Origin of the sequence: Hyalangium ruber (assembly GCF_034259325.1) — a bacterium.
Taxonomy (GTDB): Bacteria; Myxococcota; Myxococcia; order Myxococcales; family Myxococcaceae; genus Hyalangium_A; species Hyalangium_A rubrum.
Window position 1 is genome coordinate 489,022 of the sequence record NZ_JAXIVS010000006.1, and the last position, 22,294, is coordinate 511,315.

Consider the following 22,294-nt stretch of genomic DNA (forward strand, 5'->3'; position numbering starts at 1 on the left):
CGCGCCCATGCCCCGCACGCCCACTGTGCTCCTCGAAGCGCCGCTCACGCCCTCGGGCTTTTTCGTCCTCCGCACGCCACTGCTCCCATTCGATGAGCTGCTCTCCTTGGGGCAGGAACTCGTTGCCCCGCTCGTACCGCTCGATGATGGCCCCGCGCTGGAAGCCGCGCTGGCCAGGGATCGGGCCCTGCTTCGTGAGCGCCTGCGTCGACTCGTGGCGCGTCCGGAGGTTCGTGAGGCGCTCTTCCTGGCCTCTCCCAGCCTCGATGAGAGTCTGGCGCTATGGCTGCGGGAGCCCGAGGGGGAGCGGGGGCAGAAGGTAGAGCGCGCGCTCGTCCGCTACGTGGCGCGCATGGCCGGGCGCCCCACGCCCTTTGGCCTCTTCGCGGGTTGCTCCCTGGGTCGCACCGGAGACACCACCGTGTTGCGCACCGGTCCCCGGGAGCACTACCGCCGTCATGGTCGCCTGGATATGGACTTCCTCCTCGCGCTCACCGACGCGCTGGGAAAGGCACCGGAGCTTCGCGGCGAGCTTCGCTACCGGTGCAATGACAGTCTGTACCGGGCCGCTGGCCGCGTGCGCTGGACGTCCGCTCGGATCGAGAAGAACGTTCGCGGCTACCACCTCGTTACCGCCGAGCCCACGGCCTACCTCGAAGCCACGATCGAGCAGGCGCGGCACGGCGTGCGTTTGTCGGAGCTCGCCGCGCACCTGGTCTCGGCCGATCCAGAGATCTCCCTGGAAGATGCGGAGAGCTACCTGACCGAGTTGGTGGACGCGCAGCTCCTGGTCCCCGAGTTGGCGCCGCGAGTGACGGGCGATGAACCGCTGGAGGGACTCATCGCGAGTCTCCGTGAGCATCCGGGAGCCCTGAGCACGCTGACAACGGAGCGCTTGGGGCGTGCGGCCACTTCCTTGCGCGAATTGGATCGCGTGGGACTTGGCGCCCGAGGCGAGCAGTACCGCGCCATTGCCGCCGAGTTGGAGGGACTCTCGGCCCCTGTCGAGCTGCCTCGCTTGTTCCAGGTGGACCTCTACAAACCCGCGCCGGAGGCCCAGCTGGGCCCGGACGTCCTCGCCGAGCTGCGGCGTGCCATCGAGCTGGTGCGCCGAATGACACGCTCCGACGATGCGCTGCGCTCCTTCGTGGAGGACTTCGTCACCCGCTACGGCGACGAGGAGGTGCCGCTGCTGGAGGCGCTGGACGAGGAGTGTGGCATCGGCTTCCAGGCCTCGAAGGCGCCCTCGGCCGCGGGCGAGCCCTTGCTGGAGGGGCTCCCGTTTCCCGAACAGCCACGATCCGCGGGGACGTTCGGCGCCCGGGAGACGGCGCTGCTCCGAAAGCTGCATGAGGCGCTCACCACGGGTGCCCTCTGTGTGGAGCTCTCACCGGAGGACCTCGAGAAGCTGACGGTCTCCCAGCCGCCCGTGCTGCCGGACGCGTTCGCTGCCATGGCCGTTCTCTCCGCCGCCTCGCCGGAGGAACTGTCCGCAGGCCGTTTTCAGCTCTTCCTCAGCTCCGTGAGCGGTCCATCGGGAGCGCTGCTGATGGGCCGCTTCTGTCACGGGGAGCCCGCGCTGGCCGCCGCGGTGGCCGAGCATCTGCGCTCCGAGGAGGCCCTGCGGCCGGACGCTGTTCATGCCGAGATCGTCCATTTGCCCCAGGGCCGCATCGGCAACGTGCTCCTGCGCCCCGTGCTGCGCGGCCATGAGATTCCGTTCCTCGGCCGCTCAGGGGCTCCCTCCGAGCGCCAGCTTCCGCTGGAGGACCTCTCGGTCCGCGTGGAGGACGAGCGCGTCGTGCTGCGCTCGCGGCGACTGGGGCGCGAGGTCATTCCCCGATTGACCACCGCGCACAACTTCACCGGCCCGATGAACCTGGGCGTGTACCGCTTCTTGTGCGCGCTGCAGAGCCAAGGCACCGCGCCCGCGCTCCAGTTCGACTGGGGGCCGCTGAGCCGCGCGCCCTTCCTGCCCCGGCTCACCTTCGGGCGAGTGGTGCTCTCCCGCGCGCGTTGGCGGGTGGAGCAGGAGCCACTCCAGGCGCTCGGGCGGACCTCGGGAGCAGAGCGCTATTCCGCCGTGCAGCGCCTTCGGGCCGAATTGCACCTGCCTCGCCGCATCCACCTCGCGGAGGGAGACAACGAGCTGCCGGTGGACCTGGACAACGCGCTCGACGTGGAGAGCCTCGTCCAGCTGGTGAAGGACCTCCCGGGCGCTGTGCTGCTCGAGCCTTTCGCTGGACCGGAGGGGCTGTGTGCCACCGGTCCAGAGGGCCGCTTCACCCACGAGCTCATCGTTCCTTTCGTGCGCGGCGATCGCGTCCCGAAGCCCGCGCGGGTGGCGGTGCCTCTGCCCGCGCTTTTCCCTCGGCGGTTCCCTCCCGGGACGGAGTGGCTCCAGGTCCGGCTCTACACCGGGACGGCGGGCGCGGATGCGGTGCTGCGAGAGGTGGTCGCGCCGGTGGTGCGGCAGGTGGTGAGCTCGGGCGCGGCGGACAATTGGTTCTTCATCCGCTACGTGGATCCGGATTGGCACTTGCGCCTGCGGTTCCATGGCCGTCCGGAGGTGTTGCTCGGAGAGGTGTTCCCGGCCCTGTGGCGTGCCGCCGCACCATTCCTGGAGGACCGCCGTCTGTGGAACGTGCAGTTGGGCACCTATGAGCGCGAGGTGCAGCGCTACGGTGGGCCCGAGGCCATCGCGCTCGCCGAGCGTCTCTTTTGCGCGGACAGCGAGGCCGTGCTGGGCATCCTCCAGAGCCTGGAGGAACTGGGAGGAGCCGGCGCGCGGTGGCGACTGGCTGCCTGTGGCATCGATACCTTGCTGGGCGATCTGGGCCTGGAGTTGGAAGCCCGGCATGCGCTGCTGCGCCGCCTGCGCGCGGACTTCGGGAAACGCTTCAAGGTGGATGCTGCCTTCGAGCGGAGGCTGGGCGAGCGCTTCCGTCGGGAGCGGCCCACGCTGGAATCCCTGCTCGAGGCCGAGCCTGGGGCTCGGGAGCCGTTGTCACCCGCGCTGGAGCTTCTGCGCCGCCGTTCGGAGCGCGTGGCGCCCGTGGTCGCCGAGCTCCGGGCGCTGGAGCGTTCCGGGCGGTTGTCGTGCTCCATCGAGGAGCAGGCGGCCAGCTACGTGCATATGCACACCAACCGCCTGTTCCGTGATGCGGCGCTCGCGCAGGAGTTGGTGCTGTACGACTTCCTGGAGCGCTACTACGCGTCGAAGCTGGCGCGGGCACGCCGGCGGAGCTAGCCGAGGTAGTCGGTATCGTCGGGGTTGGCGATGCACTCCTGGGTCCGCGGACACGTGCAGGTGATGGCCGTGGTGCCTCGCTTCAGCTCATGGCCGCCCTGCGACGACGTCAGGCTGCGGATCGTCTCGGACTTGAGCGAGAGCTTCTTCCCGGTCTTCTTCTCCATGGTGTTCTCCTCCCTCGGTTGTGCCCCGCCTCGACACGCTGCGGGCAGGACGCACGAAGGCTAGCCTTGAGTCTCGGGTAGACTCAAGGAAATCAGGATTTGCCTGAAATGTGGGGGCTGCTCAGTGGTTGTGGTAGCGGGCCAGCACGCAGGTGACGTTGTCGTTGCCGCCCGCAGCGTTCGCCAGGTCGATGAGCTGGGAGCACGCCTTCTCCAGCTCCGTGGTGCGCGAGAGCACCTCCTGGATCTGCGGATCCGTCACCATGCCCGACAGGCCGTCCGAGCACAGCAGGAAGATGTCGCCTTCCTTGGGCTCCAGCCGCGCCACGTCCACCACCACCGATTCCTTCATCCCCAACGCGCGGACAATCACGTTCTTGTGGGGGAAGTTCTCGATCTCCTCCGGCGAGAGCTTCTTGGCCTTGAGGTAGTCGTTGAGCAGCGAGTGGTCCTCGGTCACCTGCTTGAGCGTGCCCTCGCGGAAGAAGTACACGCGGCTGTCGCCCACGTGCCCCACGTACGCCGTGGAGTTGGCGAAGTGCACCGTGACGATGGTGGTGCCCATGCCCTTGTACTTCGAGTCGCTGCTGGCCTTCTCGAAGATGCGCGAGTTGGCGAGCTTGATGCCGGTGGCCAGCCGGTTCTCATCGTAGTTGCGCGTCTTGTCCATCTTGAACGGCCACGTCGCGTCCGCGTCCCGCGACGTCATCTTGAAGAACTCGCCCAATTCCTCCACGGCGATCTTCGAGGCGATCTCTCCAGAGGAGTGTCCGCCCATGCCGTCGGCGACACAGCAGAGGTTCTCCTCCGGCAACAGGAGGTAGTTGTCCTCGTTGTGGTTGCGCTTCATCCCGACGTGGGTAAGGCCTGCTACCTCGATGCGCATGCGCGGGAACTCGTGTGGACGCGTAAAAGGGGACGCGTGGAGACCGTCTTGCACGTTAACAAAGCCCCCCTGCGGGGGCAAAACCCATCGCATAGGGCACCCGCCCAGGAGCCATGGGGGCTACCCCCCCGGCTGGGTCGCCGGCTCGAAGACGAGCCGATCGCCCTCCTGCGTCTGGCTGGCCTCCAGCGTCCCCGCCGGTAGCTCCAGCACCGAGTGGGCCTTGAAGTAGACCGAGCTCATCCTCCAGGCGGGCATCGCCGGGATCTGCTTGACGATGCGGCCTTCCGGGTCCAGGAAGACGACGTCGATGGGGATCCGCATGAAGAAGGTATGGATGGAGTTGCAGGGCACGATGTGCATGCCCTCGCCGAACACCAGCGAGCGCCGCCCCATCAGCCCCTTGAAGCGGGACACGAAGGAAGCGGCTCGCTCGGCGCGGTCGGCCAGCAGCCGGCCTCGGGTCTCGTTGTTCACCTTCCAGCGCATGCAGGACGTTCTACCCCATGCTTGAGCCCCTGGCGCGTCCCCTGCACCTCGTCCTGGTGTCGCCGCAGATTCCTCCCAATACCGGCAACGTCGCCCGCCTGTGCGCGGTGACGGGCAGCCGGCTCATCCTCGTGGAGCCGCTGGGCTTCTCCATCGCGGACCGGGACTTGAAGCGCGCCGGCCTGGACTACTGGGACAAGGTCTTCCTCAAGCTGTATCCCACCTATGCGGCCTACCTGGAGGACTACCCGGAGGCCCGGCGGTGGCTGTTCTCCGCCCGCGCTTCTACATCCCTGTATGCCGCCCGCTTCGAGGCGGGGGACCACCTGGTGTTCGGCTCGGAGGTGACGGGGCTCTTGCCCGAGGTGATGGAAGGGGGCTCCGGGCAGCCGGTGACCATCCCCATGCTGGCCGAGCGGAGGAGCCTCAACCTGTCCACCTCGGTGGGGATTGCCACCTATGAGGCACTGCGGCAGGTGCAGCTGGGGGAAGCGGCCAGGCAGCCCCCCTCGGCAAGTTGAGGGCAGAGGCAGGGGGGGTAGACTCCGGGCGTCATGTCGCCCTCGCTTGTCGCTGAAGCGCTGTACTCCGCCCACAAGGCTCGCGCCACCGGTCAGCTCACGCTCCACTCGGGTGGGCGTGAGTCGAGGCTGTTCCTCCAGGAGGGCAACCTGGTCGGCACGCAGCTCGGGTTTGGGTTCCAGAGCCCGGCGCAGGCGCTGCTGCAGAGCGGGCGGATGGGGGCCGAGGCGCTGGATGCGCTCTGGGCGCGGGGTGGGGCGGGTGCGCCGGATGAGGATCTGCTGGAGGCGCTGGGGATGGGGGAGGAGGGGGTGGCCGAGTTGCAGGTGCTGGCCCATGTGCGGCGGCTGAGTCAGCTGGCCGAGCGCTCCGCGTTCGAGCCAGGGGCGGTGGAGGAGATGTTCCGGCCGATTGCCGGGGCTCGGGTGGTTCGCGCCGCCTTGGAGCCGGGCAGGGCGGAGGGGGCTCCCGCGCGGGTGTATCGCTGTGCCGATGTGGCGGCGTGCGAGCCGTGGCTCTCGGGGGAAGGGGAGCGCGCTTTTCTGGAGACGCTGGGGAAGTTCTTGCAGCCGGAGGCGCTGACGGTCGCGCAGGAGGCGCTGCTGCGGGTGCTCGAGCGCGAGGGGCTCGTGGAGTCCTTGCGCGTCGAGGAGTGGGAGGCTCGGGAGCGGGCTCGCATTGCCGAGGAGGCGCGCCGGGCTGAAGAGGCTCGGTTGGCTGAAGAGGCTCGGTTGGCCGAGGAGGCTCGGCGGGCCGAAGAGGCGCGACTGGCCGAGGAGGCGCGACTGGCCGAAGAGGCGCGACTGGCCGAGGAGGCACGGCTGGCCGAGGAGGCTCGACTAGCCGAAGAGGCGCGGCTGGCTGAGGAGGCGCGCCGGGCGGAAGAAGCTCGACTGGCCGAGGAAGCACGTCGGGCGGAAGAGGCTCGGTTGGCCGAGGAAGCACGCCGGGCCGAAGAAGCGCGACTGGCCGAAGAGGCGCGACTGGCCGAAGAGGCACGCCGGGCTGAAGAGGCACGTTTGGCCGAGGAGGCGCGGCTGGCCGAAGAGGCGCGCCGAGCGGAAGAGGCTCGGCTGGCCGAAGAGGCGCGCCGAGCGGAAGAGGCGCGACTGGCCGAAGAGGCTCGGCTGGCGGAAGAGGCTCGGCTGGCCGAAGAGGCGCGCCGAGCGGAAGAGGCGCGACTAGCCGAAGAGGCTCGACTGGCTGAAGAGGCTCGACTGGCTGAAGAGGCTCGACTCGCTGAAGAGGCTCGGCTGGCGGAAGAGGCTCGACTCGCTGAAGAGGCTCGACTGGCTGAAGAGGCTCGGCTAGCCGAAGAGGCTCGACTCGCTGAAGAGGCTCGACTCGCTGAAGAGGCTCGACTCGCTGAAGAGGCTCGACTCGCTGAAGAGGCTCGACTCGCTGAAGAGGCTCGACTCGCTGAAGAAGCGCGTCGGGTCGAGGAAGCCCGGCTGGCTGAGGAGGCACGTCGGGCCGAAGAAGCTCGGTTGGCCGAAGAGGCGCGTCGGGTCGAGGAAGCCCGGCTGGCTGAGGAGGCACGTCGGGCCGAAGAAGCTCGGTTGGCCGAAGAGGCGCGTCGAGCCGAAGAGGCTCGGTTGGCTGAAGAAGCCCGGCTGGCTGAGGAGGCTCGCCAAGTCGAGGAGGCACGTCGGGCGGAAGAGGCTCGCCTCGCTGAAGAGGCACGACTGGCCGAAGAGGCTCGCAGGGCTGAAGAAGCCCGACAGGTTGAGGAGGCACGTCGAGCCGAAGAGGCTCGAATTGCCGAAGAGGCGCGTCGAGCTGAGGAGGCGCGACTGGCCGAGGAGTTCCGGCTAGCCGAAGAGGCTCGCATTGAAGAGGAGCGGCGCCGAGCTGAGGAGGCGCGCCTCGCAGAGGAGCAGCGGCTGGCCGAAGAGGCTCGGCTGGCTGAGGAGGCTCGGCTAGCCGAAGAGGCCCGTCAGGCCCGCTTGGTTGAGGAAGCGCGCCGAGCCGAAGAAGCCCGTCAGGCAGAGGAGGCGCGGCTAGCCGAAGAGGCGCGGCTGGCTGAAGAGGCACGCCGAGCTGAGGAAGCCCGTATTGAGGAGGAGCGGCGCCAAGCGGAGGCAGCCCGTCTCGAGGAAGAGCGGCGCCTTGCGGAAGAGGCACGGCTGGCGGAGGAAGCGCGCCGTGAGGAGGAAGCTCGGCTAGCGGAAGAGGTACGGCTGGCCGAAGAGGCGCGGCTGGCGGAGGAGGCACGCCGAGCCGAAGAGGCCCGACTCGAGGAAGAAGCTCGGTTGGCCGAAGAGGCGCGCCGGGCGGAAGAAGCGCGACTGGCGGAAGAAGCGCGACTGGCGGAAGAGGCACGTTTGGCCGAGGAGGCTCGGCTGGCCGAGGAAGCTCGGCTGGCCGAAGAGGCGCGCCGGGCGGAAGAAGCGCGACTGGCGGAAGAGGCACGCCGGGCCGAAGAGGCACGTTTGGCCGAGGAGGCTCGGCTGGCCGAGGAGGCGCGCCGAGCGGAAGAAGCGCGACTGGCTGAAGAGGCGCGTCGAGCTGAGGAGGCTCGGCTGGCCGAAGAGGCGCGACTGGCTGAAGAGGCGCGTCGAGCTGAGGAGGCTCGGCTGGCCGAAGAAGCACGCGTGGCGGAGGAACTGCGGCTGGCGGAGGAGGCTCGGCGGGCGGAAGAGGCTCGACTTGCGGAGGAAGCGCGTCAGGCCGAAGAGGCTCGCCAGGAAGCGGCTCGGCTCGCAGAGGAAGCTCGACTGGCTGAAGAGGCTCGACTGGCCGAAGAAGCCCGTCGGGCGGAAGCGCTGCGTCAGGCCGCCGAAGCTGCGCGTCAGGCCGAGGAGGCCCGCCAGGCCGAGGAGGAGCGTCTGGCAGCCGAAGCGCGAGCGGCGGAGGAAGCTCGCCTCGAAGAGGAGCAGCGTCGGGCCAAGGAGGCTCGGCTGGCGGAGAAGGCGCGTCGAGCCGCGGAACTTGCCCGTCAGGCCGAGGTGGCCCGTCAAGCGGAAGAGGCCCGCCAAGAAGAAGAGCGACGGCAGGCGGAGGAGGCTCGGCGGGCCGAGGAAGCGCGACGCGAGCAAGAGCGTCGGGCCGAAGAGGAGCAGCAACTGGAGCAGGCACGCCGGGCCGAAGCTGCCCGGCTGGCGGAAGAACTGCGCATGGCGGCCGAGGCCGAGCGGCTCGCGGCGGAGGCACAGCAGGCGGAGGACTCCCACCGCCAGAGTGAGGAGGCACGGCAGGCGGAGGAACTGCTCCTGGCGGCCAAGGTGCGTCAGGCCGCCGAGGCTTCCCGGAGGGCTGCGGAGGCGCTGCGAGCGGAGGAAGCCCAAGCATCCGAAGCGCCTGTGGACGAAGAAGTCCACATCGAGGAGAAGCGTCGCAAGTCCAAGGAAGCCCGGTTGGCGGAGAAGGCACGCCGTGCCGCGGAGGAAGCCTCCCAGGGACAGGAGACACGGCCGTCCGAGGACGCCCCCGTCGCGCCCGTGGCGCCACAAGCCGGGGAGGAGCGCCAGGCCGCCGAAGCCGCACTCCAGGCCGAAGAGGTCCAGGGGACCGAAGAATCCCTTCAGGCCGAGGCGGCGCGTCAGGCCGAAGAGGCCCGGCTGGCCGAGGAGTTGCGTCTGGCCGCCGAGGCGCGCCAGGCAGCGGAGGCTTCCCATCAAGAAGGAGAGGCGCGTCAGGCTGACGAGGCGCTGAAGGCCGAGGAAGCACGCCTCGAGGAGCGGCGCCGGGCCAAGGAGGCACGTCTGGCGGAGAAGGCCCGTCAGGCCGCCGCCGCCACCCGTCAGGCCGCCCAGGATCGCCAGGCTCAGGAGAGCCGCCTTGCCGGTGGCGAAGATCGGCTCGTCGAAGAGGTCCCTCTGGAGGAGGCGGTCCTTCTCATGGAGGAGGCCCGTCAGGCCGACGAGGCGCGCTCCGCGGACGAGGCGCGAGTCGCGGCGGATGATGCACGCCGGTCCGAGGACGAGCGGCTCGCGGAGGAACTACGCCTGGCCAGCGAGGCGCGTCAGGCCGCGGAGGGCACTCATCACGCGGAGCAGGCGCTCCAGCCCGACGAAGGGGTGACGGAGGAAGTGCGCCTGGAGGACGAGCGGCGCCGCTCCAAGGAAGCGCGCCTGGCCAAGAAGGCGCGGCAGGCGGAGGAAGCGCGGCTCGCGGAGGAAGCTCAGCGGCTCGAGGGCACGGTCGAAACCCCCGTGGCCCCGACGCAGGAAGCCGCGCCAGCCCCGGTGGAGGAGGACGACATCATCATCGCCGAGGTCGAGGTGCCCGCCGCCCCGCCTCAGACGGACTCCATCGATGAGATCTCCTGGTCCGATGCCCTGCTGCCGCTCCCTCCCGGCTCACCCGACGCGTTGCTCCAGGAGGACAAGAACGCGCTGAACCTGGCGCGCCAGCGAGCGGAAGCGGAGCTCCTCCTCGATATGAAGGAGGTCCATCGCCGCGCGGTAGTTCCGTCGGTCGATCCCTGGCTCACCGAGGAGCCGGTCCGCAAGGCGCCTCCGCCCGCGCTCGCGACCGCCGCCCCGGACGAGATCCCCGTCACGGAAGTCGACCTGGATCAGGACACCTGGAGCGATCTCGTTCCCGGCAAGGACCCTGCTCCCGCCCCGGCCCCGCAGCCCGCTCCGGCCAAGGCGATTCCTCCGGGCATGCTGGCCGCCCAGCCTCGCCCGCCCACGGTCGCGCCCCCCTCCGATGCGCGGCCCGCGACTCCGTCTCCGACACCGCCGTCCTGGCCCGCGGCGGGCGCTTCACGGACCGGAGACGATGACCTCTGGCGCATCGTCACCTTCGATCGGGGAGAGATCCCCGCGAACCTCTCCGATTCCTTCGAGGCGGCGCTCAACCAGGTGGACTCGCACCTGGAGTCGCTCGTCCTGACGGATGTCAAGCCCTCCGAAGTCGAGGTGGAAGAGCTCCCGGTGGAGGCCATCGTCGAGGCGACCGTCGAACCGGTACCCGCCCCGGTCGGTTTTGCCCCACCCCCTGGTGACAATCCGGCTGTAACTGGCCAGACTGCGTGGAACAACCCATCCGACGGGGCGCTGGATGCGGATCTCGATGGGTTGGATGCGCTAGACGATTGGGATTTCGACGAGGACGACGTGGCGGGCGATCCCTCCAACCCTGATGAAGCGGCCCGGATGCGGCGCCAGCGCCTGCTGCGCCGCGCCATGGAGAACATGGGCTCTCTCGGTGTCCGGGCGGACGCGCCCGTGGGGGCTGTCCCCGTGAGCGAGCTCCCCGCGGCTCCCCCGGCTCCCCCGGCTCCTGCTCCCGGAGCGGAAGACTCCGGGCTCGCGCTGCAGATCGAGAAGCGCTACGAGGACCTGCAGACCAAGCGCGACCACTTCACCATCCTGGGCATCACCCCGGAGACGCCCAAGGACCAGGTGAAGGCCGCGTTCCTCAGCCTGGCCAAGGTCTTCCACCCGGATCGTCTGCCGCCCACGCTGCCCCACCTGGCGCCCAAGATGACCTCCGTCTTCGAGGCCATCCGCGAGGCGTACGAGATCCTCCATGACGACGCCAAGCGCGCCGCCTACATCGAGGGCCTCAAGAAGGCGGCGGCCCCCAAGTCGACGGCGACCTCGACTCCGGGCGCGGGCCCGGCGGCGCGCGGCGGCGCCAACAGCGACGCGGGGGACCTCTTCAAGATGGGCGAGGTGTACTTCCGCAAGCGGGACTTCACCACGGCCGCCAGCCACTTCGAGCGCGCCTACGCCATGGAGCCCAAGGCCCTCTACCTGGCCGCGCTTGCCTGGACGGTCTACATGGACCCCCAGCGCAAGGCGGAGATCCCCAAGGCCAAGCAGATGATGGCCGATGCCATCAAGGCGGACGCCAACTGCGACCGGGCGCACTACCAACTGGGCGTCATCGCCCGGGTCGAAGGTGACACGGATCGCGCCGAGCGGCACTTCCGCGAGGCGGTGCGCACCAACCCCAAGCACCTGGAAGCCAACCAGGAACTGCGCCTCATCGAGATGCGGAAGAAGAACAGTCCTCCTGCGAGCAAGAAGGGCTTCTTCCGCTAAACCACCTTCCTGCCGGTGGCTCGTCTGCCCGGATACCGGGCGGGGGAGGGTACCGGCCAAACCATTGACATGCCTGGAGACCGGGCGTGATCATCGCGCGACTCCTGGGCGCCGGATCCTCTGGGAGCCGTCCGCAGCGAAAGGCAATCCAACGTGGCCAAGCAGCACCTGCTCCTGGTCGATGGTGACGCGAAGAGCCTTCGCGTGATGGAGGTCAGCCTGAAGAAGGCGGGCTTCTCCGTGACAACGGCCATCCACGGCAAGGACGCGCTCGAGAAGGTCCAGATCAGCCCACCGGATCTCGTGCTCGCCGACACGAAGATGCCGGAGATGGATGGCTTCGAGCTGTGCAAGTCGCTCAAGTCGGACGAGCGCTTCAAGTTCATCCCGTTCGTGTTCCTGACCAACCAGAAGTCGGTTGAGTTCAAGGTGCGCGGGCTGGAGCTCGGCGGCGACGACTACCTGACGAAGCCCATCTACATCAAAGAGATCGTCACGCGCGTCCGCATGATTCTCCAGAAGGCGGAGAAGGAGCGGATCGAAAAGCGGGAGACGACCAAGGGTGGCTTCGGCGGCAGCCTCGCCGACATGGGCGTGGTGGACCTGGTCCAGACGTTCGAGATCGGCCGCAAGACGGGCACCATCAACATCCAGGGCGAGCGCGTCGGCGCCATCTACTTCAAGGAGGGCCGCGTCATTGACGCGGAGCTGGGGCGCCTCAAGGGTGAGAACGCGTTCTACCGGATGCTGAACACCTTCGAGGGCCAGTTCGAGGTGCAGTTCACCCCGCTGGACCGGCCCGAGCGCATCGAGGTCTCCACCCAGGGCCTGCTCATGGAGGGCATGCGCCGGCTGGACGAGTGGGGCCGCATGCTCGAGCAGCTGCCGCCGCTCGAGACGGTGTTCGAGATCGACTACCACCAGCTCGCCGAGCGCCTGTCGGAGATCCCCGACGAGGTGAACGGCCTGCTGCGCCTCTTCGACGGCAAGCGCACGCTGAGCCGCGTGGTGGAGGACTCGGACTTCGAGGACCTGGCCGCGCTGGGCATCATCAGCAAGCTCTACTTCGAGGGACTCATCCGCGAGCTGGGCAACGTCTCGCAGGAGCCCATCCAGAGCGGCAAGCCGGGCATCGAGGAGTGGCTGCACGCCGCGGCCCCTCCGCCACCGCCCGCGCCCGCCGAGCCGCCCGCCGCCGAGCCGATTCCGAGCCCCGTGCCCGTGGCGGCTACGGCCTCGATTCCGACCCCTCCGCCCGTCGCCGCGGTCAAGCCTCCGCCTCCCGTCGAGCCGCCCCCCGCGCCTCCCGCGGCGGTCGAGTCACCCGCTCCGGTTTCTGGCTCCGGCGCTCCGGGAGGACCTCCCGCGCAGCCGGCCAACGTCGTCGTCTTCCAACCCAAGCCCAAGCGCCACAATGCTCCCACGGTAGAGGTGCCGGCCATCGCGGAGATCCCTCCCGCGCAGGAAGGCTCCTCGTTCCTCGTGGAGCCTCCGCCCGAGCACCGCGCCCAGGAGCACGCGCGGCGCAGCCTGCTGCTGGACTGGAGCCGGGTGGATACCGATGGCCTGGGCTCGGCGAGCACGTGGGCGCCGCTTCCTTCCTGGTCTCCCTCGCGAGGAGGGCACTCGCCGTCCAGCGCGGCGCCGCAGCCCGCTCCGTCGCAGCCCGAGGCGCCTCCCGCGGTCGCACCGGTGTCCGTCGGGGCGGCCGGACCGGGCGCGCCCTCCAAGCCGCCCATCTTCGGTGGCGCCGCCGTGGGGCCTGATCCGTTCCCTCCGGTTCCTCCTCCCACGCCCGCGCCGCCCTCTTCGGAGGTGACGCTGGTGACGGGCCCCACGCCGGTGGCCGAGCCGCTCAGCGTGGATGAGGTGGAGCCCTCGGCGCCGCCGCAGCTCGCGCTGCCGCCGTACCCGGGCCATGGGGCTCCGGAGTCCGCGGCCAAGCCGACGTCGACGCCGACGCCGGCGCCTGTGAAGCCCGAGCCCAAGGTGGAGAAGCGCGAGGAGCCGTCTCTGCCCACGCTGGATCTCCGGCCTGGGCCGGAGCCCAAGCCCGTGCCCAAGCAGCCTGAGAAGAAGCCGGAGAAACAGCCCGAGAAGAAGCCGGTGCCGCCCAAGAAGGAGGAGGGCATCGACGAGCGCGCGCTCGCCGAGGCGGTGCGGCCCAAGCGCACCGGGCTCTATATCGGCGTGGGCATCGCGGCGATCGTCATCGCCGGCGCGGTGGTGGCGATGCGCGGTGGCTCGGACGCGTCGGATCCGAAGCCGACTCCGCCGCCGGAGCAGGCCTCCACGAACACGAAGCCTCCCGAGACGCCCAAGCCGCCCGAGGCGGTGGTGACGCCTCAGCCGACCCCGCCGACTCCGAGCGCCACGCCGGACGCGGGGACGCTGGCCACGCGCCCGCCGGAGCCGTCCAAGCCCGTCGAGACCGTTGTCCAGACGCCGAAGCCGCCGGAGCCCGAGGAAGACCCGGAGCACACCGAGCCGGCCCCCGACCCCGCCAAGCCGGTGGACCCGGACGAGGTATTCGCCGCCGCCATCAAGCAGGCGAGGACGGCGGTGGTGAGCGGACGCTACAAGGCCGCCGCGGTGAACTACCGCAAGGCGCTGAAGGCCAAGCCGGGCTCGGAGGAGGCCAAGGAGGGACTGGGCTTCTCGCTGGTCATGGGCAGCACGACCGATAGCGCCTACCGGGAGGCGGCGAAGCTGCTGCAGGACGTGGTCCGGGACAAGGAGGCCAACGCCCGGGCCTGGTTCGCCCTGGGCATGGCGCTGCAGGTGACCCAGCAGAATGCGCAGGCGGTGCAGGCTTATAAGAAGTACCTTGCACTGGAGCCCTCCGGGAAATTCTCCTCCGACGTTCGCCTCGCGCTGAAGCAGCTGGGCAGCAACTAGGGGCGGAGGGCTCGGGCCCTTGTTGGCCTGAGAGGTCACCGCCTTGCTCGTTCTTGGACTGGAAACCAGCTGTGATGAGACCGCCGCCGCCCTCGTGGAGGATGGCCGGCGGGTGCTCTCGGACGTCGTCTCCACGCAAGTGGACATCCACCGGCGCTGGGGTGGGGTGGTGCCGGAGCTGGCCAGCCGCAACCACATCGTCCAGGTGATGCCGGTGCTGCACGAGGCGCTCACGCGCGCGGGCAAGACGCTGGAGGACGTGGACCTCATCGCCGTCACCTCGGGGCCGGGCCTCATCGGCGCGCTGCTGGTGGGCGTACAGGTGGCCAAGTCGCTGAGCCTGGCGACGGGCAAGCCCTTCGTGGGAGCCAACCACCTGGAGGGGCACCTGCTCGCCATCCGACTGCTCGAGGATGCGCCCGAGCCGCCGTTCCTGGGGCTGGTCGTCTCGGGGGGGCACACCAGCTTCTACGAGGTGCAGGACTACGGGCGATACCGCCTGGTGGGAAGCACTCGGGATGACGCGGCGGGCGAGGCCTACGACAAGACGGCGCGCATCCTGGGCCTGCCGTACCCAGGGGGGCTGCCCATCGACCAGCTCGCGCAGAAGGGCAACCCGGAGGCCATCCACTTCCCGCGTGCGCTGCCGCAGCAGGACACCTTCGACGTGTCCTTCTCGGGGCTGAAGACGGCGGTGCTGAACCACGTGCGCAAGAACGGTGTTCCGCAGGGCCAGGAGCTGGCGGACCTGTGCGCCTCCTTCCAGGAGGCGGTGGCGGACGCGCTGTCGAAGAAGTTCGTCGCGGCGGCGCGCCGGCTGGGGCTGCAGCGCATGGTGTTGTGCGGGGGCGTGGCGGCCAACTCGCGGCTGCGCTCGCTGAGCCTGGAGCGGGCGCAGGAGCGCAACCTGCGGCTCTACCTGCCGCCGGTGCGATTGTGTACGGACAATGGGGCGATGGTGGCCGTGGCGGGGTATGAGGCGTGGCGTCGGGGGCTCCGCGGAGACTTCCGACTCGCCGCCGATCCGGCCTGGCGGATGTAAGGGAGGGAAACGTGGAATCGCCGCGCGACATCCTCAAGCGTCACGGGCTGCACGCGAAGTACAGCTGGGGGCAGAACTTCCTCGGCGACGAGCGAGCGCTCCAGAACATCGCGGACGCGCTGGCGCTGCGCGAGGGCGAGCCCGTGGTGGAGCTGGGGCCTGGGTTGGGGCACCTCACGCGGTTCCTGTCGGCCACGGGGGCGCGTGTCACGGCGGTGGAGAAGGACCGGGACATGATCGCCGTGCTGGAGAAGGAGGCGATCCCCGGTGTGCGGGTGGTGTCGGGCAATGCGGCCACGGTGGACTTCGCGCAGGCGGCCGGTGAGCCCGAGGTGGCGGTGGTGGGAAACCTCCCGTACCACCTGACGAGCTCGATCCTCTTCCAGGTGCTGGAGCAGCGCGCCCATGTGTCGCGGGCGGTGTTCACACTGCAGAAGGAAGTGGTGGAGCGGCTGGCGGCGGAACCGGGGACGCGAGACTACGGGCTGCTGACCGTGTTGCTGGGGCTCTACTTCGACATCGAGCACCTCTTCACGCTGCATGCGCGGCTCTTCCACCCGCCACCCAAGGTGGACTCAGCGGTGGTGCGGCTGACGCGGCTGAAGGCACCGCGCGCTCCGGTGGTGGACGGTGCGCGCTTCATCCGCGTGGTGAAGGCGGCTTTCGCTCAGCGGCGCAAGACGCTGCTCAACTCGCTCAAGTCGGACCGGACGCTGGCCTCACCCGAGCAGTTCGCGAAGGCGCTGGAGACCGCGGGCATCGACCCGATGCGCCGCGCGGAGACGCTCTCGGCCGAGGAGTTCGCCGCGCTGGAGCGAGCACTGGGCCCCGTTCCTCAGAGTCCTTAGGATGTAGGCGGACGCTCAGGGGGAATGAGCGGCCAATAACAACGCCCCTTCCACTCATACCAGGTGGGGTCGCATGGTGCCTCCATATCCGCGATGCGTGCCCAGCACCCTCCGTTGATCTCGATCTCTCCCCGGCTTGCACACGGTGGCCGCTTCTGGCGCTTGAGTGGGCTGCTGGGCATATCGAGGCCGACCACGCGAGGAGTGCCGGGAGGACCCGTGACAAGGGCTCCGGACATGTGGGCTGGGTTCAGCGGCTCGTGCATGAAGAGCAGGAGTGCAATCGCTCGTGTCTTCAATCACGGCTCCTTGGAGGTGGGTTGTCGCAAGGGAGCGCTCACAGGCAAGTAACACTTGCCTTGCCAATCGTAGGCGTCGGCTTCGCACGGTGCTTCCATGGTTCCTACCTGTATCCAGCATCCCCCGTTGATCTCCACCTCTCTCCGGCGCACGCACGGGGCGCGCTTCTGACCTTTCAGCGGGCGGTCGGGCATATCGAGGCTCACTGCGCGCACGGGAAGACGGTCTGCGATGAAGGGCGCGGCAGATGCCAGGGTCGTGTCTCCCAATCCCACAGGCTCCCCGGCGCGTCCTTTGGCTGGCTGCTCCCCACAGGTCAATTGTGGCGGATCTTCCATGAGATGAGCTGACAACACGGTGACCAGCGTCACTGCGGCCAGTGCGGCAGAGGGGACAAGCCACCTCGACAGCAGTACCAGGACGCGCCTGAACCAACTCGGAGGCCCCGGCCGGGTTGCACGCTCGGTGGTCCGTGTGGACGAGTTTGGGACGATGGGTAGATCCAGTTCCGGTTCCACGCTCGCCGCTGCTTTCTTGAGGGACTGCGCCAACTCTCCAGCGGTTCCGCGCGCGGAGCGCTCCTCGGAAAGCATCTGAAGGATGAGGCTGTCCAGAACAGGCACCACGGAGGCCATGTCTCGTGGAGCCACGAGGCGCGGGGGACGAGGCCGCTCCGGATCATCAGAGCACTCGGGATCCGTGCCGGCGGGAGGGTAGGTGCCTGTCACGAGGCGGTAGGCCATCACCCCCAGCGCATAGAGATCATCCTCCGGAGGGTAGTGGTAGTGCGCCTCGAGGTGGCGCCGGAACTGGTAGCGGAAGCGGATGAGCTGGTGGCTGCGGTAGGGCTCGGTGCCAGGAGGAATGGCGGAGTCCGTGAGAGGACGCGCCCCTGCGTACCAGCAGGCTCCAAAGTCCACGAGGAAGACCTGCCCATTCTCTCCCACCAGCACGTTGTCGCCCTTCACATCCCGATGCACGCCGTGCAGGTGGGTGGCCTCCAGCGCCCGAGCCACCTGCGCCAGGACCAGGAGCACCTGTCGGGAGGTGAAGCTGCGCTGGTCGGCCCACTCGTAGAGCGGAACGCCCTCCACCCACTGCATGACGACGTAGGGATAGCTCTGTCCCAGAACGTCCTTCCACAGGCCGTGCCCATGGAACTGGGGCACTGCGGGGTGATGGATGCGTGAGAGCAGCATCGCCTCCCGCTCGAAGCGCTCATCCTCCGGGTTCCGGGCGAGCTTGAGCGCGTAGGTGCCAGCCTCGGGCTGCTCGGCGCGTACGACGCGGTACACCACGCCGTAGCTACCGCTCCGGAAGCGCTTGATAACGCGCCACTGGTCGATGAGCGCACCGCTTTCGAAATTGGGATCCGAAGCAAGGGACAAGGACGGAGACATGCGTGAGGGACTCTCCTGAGGGAGATACCCTACCTGAAAGGTCGGCCCGCATGCACCTGCCCTGATGCGTCACATGGAGGGCCCCGCGAATAACCGCCAGCGGATGCCCTCGCCGGTGCTGTCCGGAGCCCAAAAATGTCAGACCCGTTGGGTACTTTCTTCGCATGGCCGCCAGAGAAGGGGCCTCGAATCTCACGCCGCTCGCAGGCCTGATCCGCCGCGGGCACTACCCTCACATTGGAGAACCGTCATGGCTTCGCGCACTCGTTCCACCGAGCAGACCAAGGCTTCGTTCGATGAGCTGGCCCGCAAGGCTCGTAACAAGCCCGTGGTCTCGGCCAAGGAGCAGGAGGCACGTCACTCTCACGCCAAGAACGTCCTGGCGGATGTCGCCAGCCTCACCGCCGAGGCGGCCGTCAAGAAGGTGACCGAGGCGGGACTGACGATCAACAAGACGCTGGGCGGCATCAACGAGCAGGTGATGGGGCTGGTCGAGGAGCTCAAGAAGCTCGATGAGGCCATCAAGCTCAAGAACGAGGAGCTGACGGGGCTTCACGGCAAGGACATCGCCGCCAGCGCCATCGATGTGCTGGTGGCCGAGTACGACAAGAAGAAGGCGGAGCTCCAGCTCGAGATGGAGCGGCTGCAGAAGGAGATCGCCGAGACGCGCGCGAAGTTCGACGCGGATCTCGCGGCGGAGCGGCAGGCCGGCGAGGTGGCCCGTACGCGCGCCGAGGAGGAGTACAGCTACAACATCCAGCTGCAGCGCAAGAAGGACCAGGATGCCTTCCAGGAGCAGCTGCGCCTGCAGTCCGCCACCGAGCGCGACCGCAAGGAGAAGCTCGAGAAGGAGTGGGCCACGCGCGAGGAGAGCCTGAAGCTGCGCGAGAAGGAGCTGGAGGATCTGCGCAAGCAGGTGGCGGACTTCCCGGCGGTGCTGAAGAAGGACACGGACGCGGCGGCGGCCATCGCCGGCAACCGCGTGAAGTCCGAGTGGGAGATGAAGTTCACCCTCGCCCAGAAGGACGCGGAGACGGCGCAGCGTGTGGCGAGCATGGAGATCGCCTCGCTCAAGGAGGCGAACGCGAAGCAGGCGCATGCGCTCCAGCTGCTCCAGACCGAGCTGGCCGAGGCCAAGCGTCAGGTCCAGGCCATCGCCGAGAAGGCGCTGGAGTCCGCCTCGGGCGCCCGTGCGCTCGCCGAGGTCCAGGGCGTCATCGCCAGCCGCGACTACAACAAGAACAAGTAGTCATGGTCGGCCCCCCGCGAGACCTCTTCAAACTTCGGAGAGGCTCGCGGAGTGATGCTGGCGGGTGGAAACATGCTCGTGTTGAAGTGAAGGGGTGAATTCCTGGTTGAGGGTGGTACTGGCGTGCGCGAGCTTCTGGCTGGGGGGCTGTTCCACCAGCCACCAGCAACTGCGTCAGTCCGGGGGCCCAGGACCTGGGCCAGGGTGCGCGAGCACGTTGGATTGCGCGTGCAAGAACGGCTCAAAAGTGGCGTGCGAGCAGGTGGGGACCGCGCCCAAACGACGGCCTTCGGGGCCTGGGCCTGTCTTGCCACCAGGGACGGGAAAGGACCCTGTTACTCCCGAACCAGATGCTCAGGAAGATGACACCAAGGAGCGGTGCGCGAAGTACTACGCGAAGTGCATTGCCCAGGGGGGTGGCAGCCTCCCTGGGCATGCCTTGGGCTACAGCCGCTGCGCTTCCTGCATGGCGTACTGCACCGCTAACGGCTTCTGGCCCCAGGCGATCTACACGTGGAACGGAGAGCGGTTGCCATGCCCCGGAACCTGAAGCAGGAGCAGGAGCAGAGGTTCATGCACTGGGCCCAGGCGCGTGACCGCCTTGCACTCTCGCTCCAAGGGGCATCCATCCCTGAGAAGGTCCGGGCCTATCGGAAGCTCGAGAAGCAGATCCTCCAGGAGACGCGCACTGCATTCGAGAAGCAGGAGATGCAGCGGCGGCTGACCGAGGATCTGCTGATGGCGACCAGTGCTGGGCCCTGGAGAGGGTTCTCGCCGTACCTGAGGCGGATGGAACAGCTCGGCTACTCCTCGATGGACTGTCGCCTCTTGGTCTGTGCCTGGGCGGCCCAAGCCTCCCGAGGTTCTCCCACCGGAGCGCGCAAGACCGCCGCGCTTATCGCCGCCTTCGAGAGGCGCGTGGGCTCTCGGAAGTTGCATCCCGAACTGCGGAAGCAACTCGATGAGGTGCTGATGCGGGCTCGCAGGCTTGCAGGTCTTGCTCTCGCGAACGTCTCGGAGGGGAGAGCGCGCGGTCGTCGCTCCCCCAAGTAGTCGCTACCGCTCGCGCAGGCCGATGGCCTTCCCCAGGCCACCGTGCTGCTCCAGGAACGCGCGGAACTCGTGCTCGGGAATGCGCATGCGCCTGAGCACCTCGCGGAGGATTTCCTCGACGCTGCCATCCTTGCGGCGCTTGAGCTCCAGCGCCGTCTTGAGCAGCACCACGCCGTAGAGGGGGTCGGGTTCCACGCTGGGTGCGGGCTGCGCCTTGGGCTGCGCGGCCTGCTTGCGCTCCTCCAACCGCACCACCGTCTTCACCCGCTGCCTTCCGCTCATCTCACCCTACGCCCGCTGTGTTGGAACGGCGCGCGGACCGTATGGAAACGTCCCCCGAAACGTCAAGCGGCGGCGCGGGGCTCGGTCGACTGGCCCGATGAAAAATTGCCCCATTGGCCTGCCCGCGATCTGTGGTATCGCGCCGTGCGCGCCGGAGGTACTTCCCGGCGCGGTCTTCGCGAGGCCTTCGGCGCATGGACTACCGCTACATCGTGGTCGAGGGGCCCATTGGCGTGGGCAAGACGAGCCTCTCCAATCTCCTGGCCGAGCGCTTCCGCGCGCGCCGGGTGCTGGAGGTGGTGGAGGAGAACCCGTTCCTCTCCAGCTTCTACACGGATCGCCAGAAGTACGCGTTCCAGACGCAGATCTTCTTCCTGCTCTCACGCTTCCGTCAGCAGCAGGAGCTCTTCCAGCAGGACCTGTTCAGCGCCGTCACCGTCAGCGACTACCTGTTCGCCAAGGACCGCATCTTCGCGTGTCTCACCCTGGACTCGCACGAGCTGTCACTCTACGACCGGGTGTTCGAGGCGCTGGGGCCCCGGGTGACCAAGCCGGACGTCGTCATCTACCTGCAGGCCCGGTTGGACGTGTTGCTGCACCGCATCAAGAAGCGGGCGCGCGAGTTCGAGCGCAAGTTCGACGCCGGCTACCTGGAAGAGCTGGTGCATGCCTACAACGACTTCTTCTCCCACTACACGGAGACGCCGTTGTTGGTGGTGAACACCTCGGACATCGACTTCGTGAACAACGAGGCGGACCGGGAGGGGCTGATCGCGGCCATCATGAAGGCCCGGCAGGGGGGCGTACACCACTACGATCCACAGCCCTCCCGGCGAGCGTGAACCGAGGGGTTACCTGGCTGGTCGCTTCACAGGGTTCCCCACGGAGCCCCGGAGGGCGTTAGAGTGTCGGTAAGCCCCCGTCGATCCCCTGGGACGGCGAGGGGTGTGTGCCTGGAACACCGTGAACCCTCTCCACCGAACAAGGAGGTGAACCGTGAAGGACAAGGTCACCATCCACACGCTGAAGCGCCTGAAGCAGAGTGGCCAGAAGATCTGTATGGTCACCGCCTACGATGCCACCTTCGCCCGCCTTCTCGATGAAGCCGGGGCGGACGTGCTGCTCGTCGGCGACTCGCTGGGCATGGTTGTCCAGGGGCATGACTCCACGCTCCCGGTGACGATGGACCAGATGATCTACCACTGTACCGCCGTCACCCGCGGGGCCCGCCGGGCCCATGTCGTGGGGGACATGCCCTTCATGAGCTACCAGACCTCGGTGGAGGCCGCGGTGCGCAATGCCGGGCGGCTCGTGGCCGAGGGCGGCGTGGGCAGCGTGAAGCTGGAGGGTGGCGCCGAGTTCGCCGAGACGGTGGCGGCCATCACCCGCGCCAGCATCCCCGTCATGGGGCACCTGGGGCTCACCCCTCAGTCGGTGCACAAGATGGGCGGCTACGTGGTGCAGGGCAAGGACGAGAACGCCGCCCGGAAGATCCTCCACGACGCCCAGGCGCTGGAGCGCGCGGGCTGCTACGCCCTGGTGCTGGAGGGCGTGCCGGCGGAGCTGGGCTGGCAAATCACCCAGCGCCTGAGCATCCCCACCATCGGCATCGGCGCGGGAGTGGCCTGCGACGGGCAGGTGCTCGTCTGCTACGACCTGCTGGGGATGAACCCGAACTTCAAGCCCAAGTTCGTCAAGCGCTACGCGGACCTGCACGGCTCCATCACCGGCGCGGCGGGGGCCTTCTTCGCCGAGGTGCGCGCTGGCACCTTCCCGGACGAGGACCACTCGTTCCACTCGAAGACGCTGCGGCTGGTGGCCTCCAACGCCCACCCGGCGACCGAGGGCGCCGAGGGCGCCGAGGGGACCGAGAAGGTGGGCCCCGTCTACGGAGTCCCGGTCTGAGTCC

Annotated in this window: 15 protein-coding genes; 10 read left to right on the top strand and 5 right to left on the bottom strand. The window is 68.6% G+C overall.

The window, feature by feature from the left end; genetic code table 11:
- The first annotated feature begins 7 nt into the window (after positions 1-7).
- On the top strand, positions 8-3,250 hold the full coding sequence (locus SYV04_RS20105) for a lantibiotic dehydratase (RefSeq protein ID WP_321547455.1): 3,243 nt from the start codon (positions 8-10) through the stop codon (positions 3,248-3,250).
- Here SYV04_RS20105 and SYV04_RS20110 read toward each other — a convergent pair.
- The 3 genes from SYV04_RS20110 to SYV04_RS20120 form a co-directional block, all read right to left on the bottom strand.
- Positions 3,247-3,417, bottom strand: coding sequence for a hypothetical protein (locus SYV04_RS20110; RefSeq protein ID WP_321547456.1), 171 nt, complete (start codon positions 3,415-3,417; stop codon positions 3,247-3,249). The genes SYV04_RS20105 and SYV04_RS20110 overlap by 4 nt on opposite strands.
- Positions 3,418-3,538: 121 nt before the next feature.
- The gene (locus SYV04_RS20115; RefSeq protein ID WP_321547457.1) at positions 3,539-4,303 is read right to left on the bottom strand and encodes a Stp1/IreP family PP2C-type Ser/Thr phosphatase; all 765 of its coding nucleotides are present in this window, start codon (positions 4,301-4,303) and stop codon (positions 3,539-3,541) included.
- A gap of 120 nt (positions 4,304-4,423) precedes the next feature.
- A complete protein-coding gene (locus tag SYV04_RS20120; RefSeq protein ID WP_321547458.1) occupies positions 4,424-4,792 on the bottom strand; it encodes a DUF192 domain-containing protein in 369 nt (122 codons plus the stop codon).
- A gap of 17 nt (positions 4,793-4,809) precedes the next feature.
- Here SYV04_RS20120 and SYV04_RS20125 point away from each other — a divergent pair, with 17 nt between their 5' ends.
- The 5 genes from SYV04_RS20125 (at position 4,810) to rsmA (ending at position 16,101) form a co-directional block, all read left to right on the top strand.
- Positions 4,810-5,313, top strand: a complete 504-nt coding sequence (locus SYV04_RS20125) for a tRNA (cytidine(34)-2'-O)-methyltransferase (protein WP_321547459.1) — start codon at positions 4,810-4,812, stop codon at positions 5,311-5,313.
- A 33-nt stretch (positions 5,314-5,346) separates the two neighbouring features.
- Complete coding sequence (locus tag SYV04_RS20130; protein WP_321547460.1) at positions 5,347-11,313, top strand: DnaJ domain-containing protein; 5,967 nt, start codon at positions 5,347-5,349, stop codon at positions 11,311-11,313.
- Positions 11,314-11,466: 153 nt separating this feature from the next.
- Positions 11,467-14,211 carry a response regulator gene (locus SYV04_RS20135; RefSeq protein WP_321547461.1) on the top strand — a complete coding sequence of 915 codons (2,745 nt, stop codon included), beginning with the start codon at positions 11,467-11,469 and terminating at the stop codon, positions 14,209-14,211.
- Positions 14,212-14,254: 43 nt separating this feature from the next.
- Positions 14,255-15,253, top strand: coding sequence for a tRNA (adenosine(37)-N6)-threonylcarbamoyltransferase complex transferase subunit TsaD (gene tsaD, locus SYV04_RS20140; protein WP_321547462.1), 999 nt, complete (start codon positions 14,255-14,257; stop codon positions 15,251-15,253).
- 11 nt (positions 15,254-15,264) lie between these two features.
- Positions 15,265-16,101: a 16S rRNA (adenine(1518)-N(6)/adenine(1519)-N(6))-dimethyltransferase RsmA gene (rsmA, locus tag SYV04_RS20145; protein WP_321547463.1), complete on the top strand. Its 837-nt coding sequence runs from the start codon at positions 15,265-15,267 to the stop codon at positions 16,099-16,101.
- A 299-nt stretch (positions 16,102-16,400) separates the two neighbouring features.
- Here rsmA and SYV04_RS20150 read toward each other — a convergent pair whose 3' ends face one another.
- Positions 16,401-17,801 carry a serine/threonine protein kinase gene (locus SYV04_RS20150; RefSeq protein ID WP_321547464.1) on the bottom strand — a complete coding sequence of 467 codons (1,401 nt, stop codon included), beginning with the start codon at positions 17,799-17,801 and terminating at the stop codon, positions 16,401-16,403.
- Between the two features lie 250 nt (positions 17,802-18,051).
- Between SYV04_RS20150 and SYV04_RS20155 the strand changes: the two genes are divergently transcribed.
- Together SYV04_RS20155 and SYV04_RS20160 are read left to right on the top strand one after the other, a co-directional pair.
- On the top strand, positions 18,052-19,050 hold the full coding sequence (locus SYV04_RS20155) for a coiled-coil domain-containing protein (protein ID WP_321547465.1): 999 nt from the start codon (positions 18,052-18,054) through the stop codon (positions 19,048-19,050).
- 534 nt (positions 19,051-19,584) lie between these two features.
- Positions 19,585-20,103 carry a hypothetical protein gene (locus tag SYV04_RS20160; protein WP_321547466.1) on the top strand — a complete coding sequence of 173 codons (519 nt, stop codon included), beginning with the start codon at positions 19,585-19,587 and terminating at the stop codon, positions 20,101-20,103.
- 3 nt (positions 20,104-20,106) lie between these two features.
- Here the strand turns inward: SYV04_RS20160 and SYV04_RS20165 are convergent, their stop codons facing one another.
- Positions 20,107-20,385 (bottom strand): hypothetical protein, encoded by a 279-nt coding sequence (locus SYV04_RS20165; RefSeq protein WP_321547467.1) that lies wholly within the window; start codon positions 20,383-20,385, stop codon positions 20,107-20,109.
- Between the two features lie 194 nt (positions 20,386-20,579).
- On the opposite strand from SYV04_RS20165, the gene SYV04_RS20170 reads away from it, so the two are divergent.
- Both SYV04_RS20170 and panB read left to right on the top strand, forming a co-directional pair.
- The gene (locus tag SYV04_RS20170) at positions 20,580-21,227 is read left to right on the top strand and encodes a deoxynucleoside kinase (RefSeq protein WP_321547468.1); all 648 of its coding nucleotides are present in this window, start codon (positions 20,580-20,582) and stop codon (positions 21,225-21,227) included.
- Positions 21,228-21,381: 154 nt separating this feature from the next.
- A complete protein-coding gene (gene panB / locus SYV04_RS20175; RefSeq protein ID WP_321547469.1) occupies positions 21,382-22,290 on the top strand; it encodes a 3-methyl-2-oxobutanoate hydroxymethyltransferase in 909 nt (302 codons plus the stop codon).
- Positions 22,291-22,294: the final 4 nt, after the last annotated feature.

What these genes read in the sequence shown, in the direction of transcription:
- SYV04_RS20110 (WP_321547456.1), bottom strand. Translation starts at nt 3,417, where the DNA reads ATGGAGAAGAAGACCGGGAAGAAGCTCTCGCTCAAGTCCGAGACGATC.
- SYV04_RS20155 (WP_321547465.1), top strand. Translation starts at nt 18,052, where the DNA reads ATGGCTTCGCGCACTCGTTCCACCGAGCAGACCAAGGCTTCGTTCGAT.
- SYV04_RS20125 (WP_321547459.1), top strand. Translation starts at nt 4,810, where the DNA reads ATGCTTGAGCCCCTGGCGCGTCCCCTGCACCTCGTCCTGGTGTCGCCG.
- SYV04_RS20165 (WP_321547467.1), bottom strand. Translation starts at nt 20,385, where the DNA reads ATGAGCGGAAGGCAGCGGGTGAAGACGGTGGTGCGGTTGGAGGAGCGC.
- SYV04_RS20115 (WP_321547457.1), bottom strand. Translation starts at nt 4,303, where the DNA reads ATGCGCATCGAGGTAGCAGGCCTTACCCACGTCGGGATGAAGCGCAAC.
- SYV04_RS20150 (WP_321547464.1), bottom strand. Translation starts at nt 17,801, where the DNA reads ATGTCTCCGTCCTTGTCCCTTGCTTCGGATCCCAATTTCGAAAGCGGT.
- SYV04_RS20120 (WP_321547458.1), bottom strand. Translation starts at nt 4,792, where the DNA reads ATGCGCTGGAAGGTGAACAACGAGACCCGAGGCCGGCTGCTGGCCGAC.
- SYV04_RS20105 (WP_321547455.1), top strand. Translation starts at nt 8, where the DNA reads ATGCCCCGCACGCCCACTGTGCTCCTCGAAGCGCCGCTCACGCCCTCG.
- SYV04_RS20170 (WP_321547468.1), top strand. Translation starts at nt 20,580, where the DNA reads ATGGACTACCGCTACATCGTGGTCGAGGGGCCCATTGGCGTGGGCAAG.
- SYV04_RS20160 (WP_321547466.1), top strand. Translation starts at nt 19,585, where the DNA reads ATGCCCCGGAACCTGAAGCAGGAGCAGGAGCAGAGGTTCATGCACTGG.
- SYV04_RS20130 (WP_321547460.1), top strand. Translation starts at nt 5,347, where the DNA reads ATGTCGCCCTCGCTTGTCGCTGAAGCGCTGTACTCCGCCCACAAGGCT.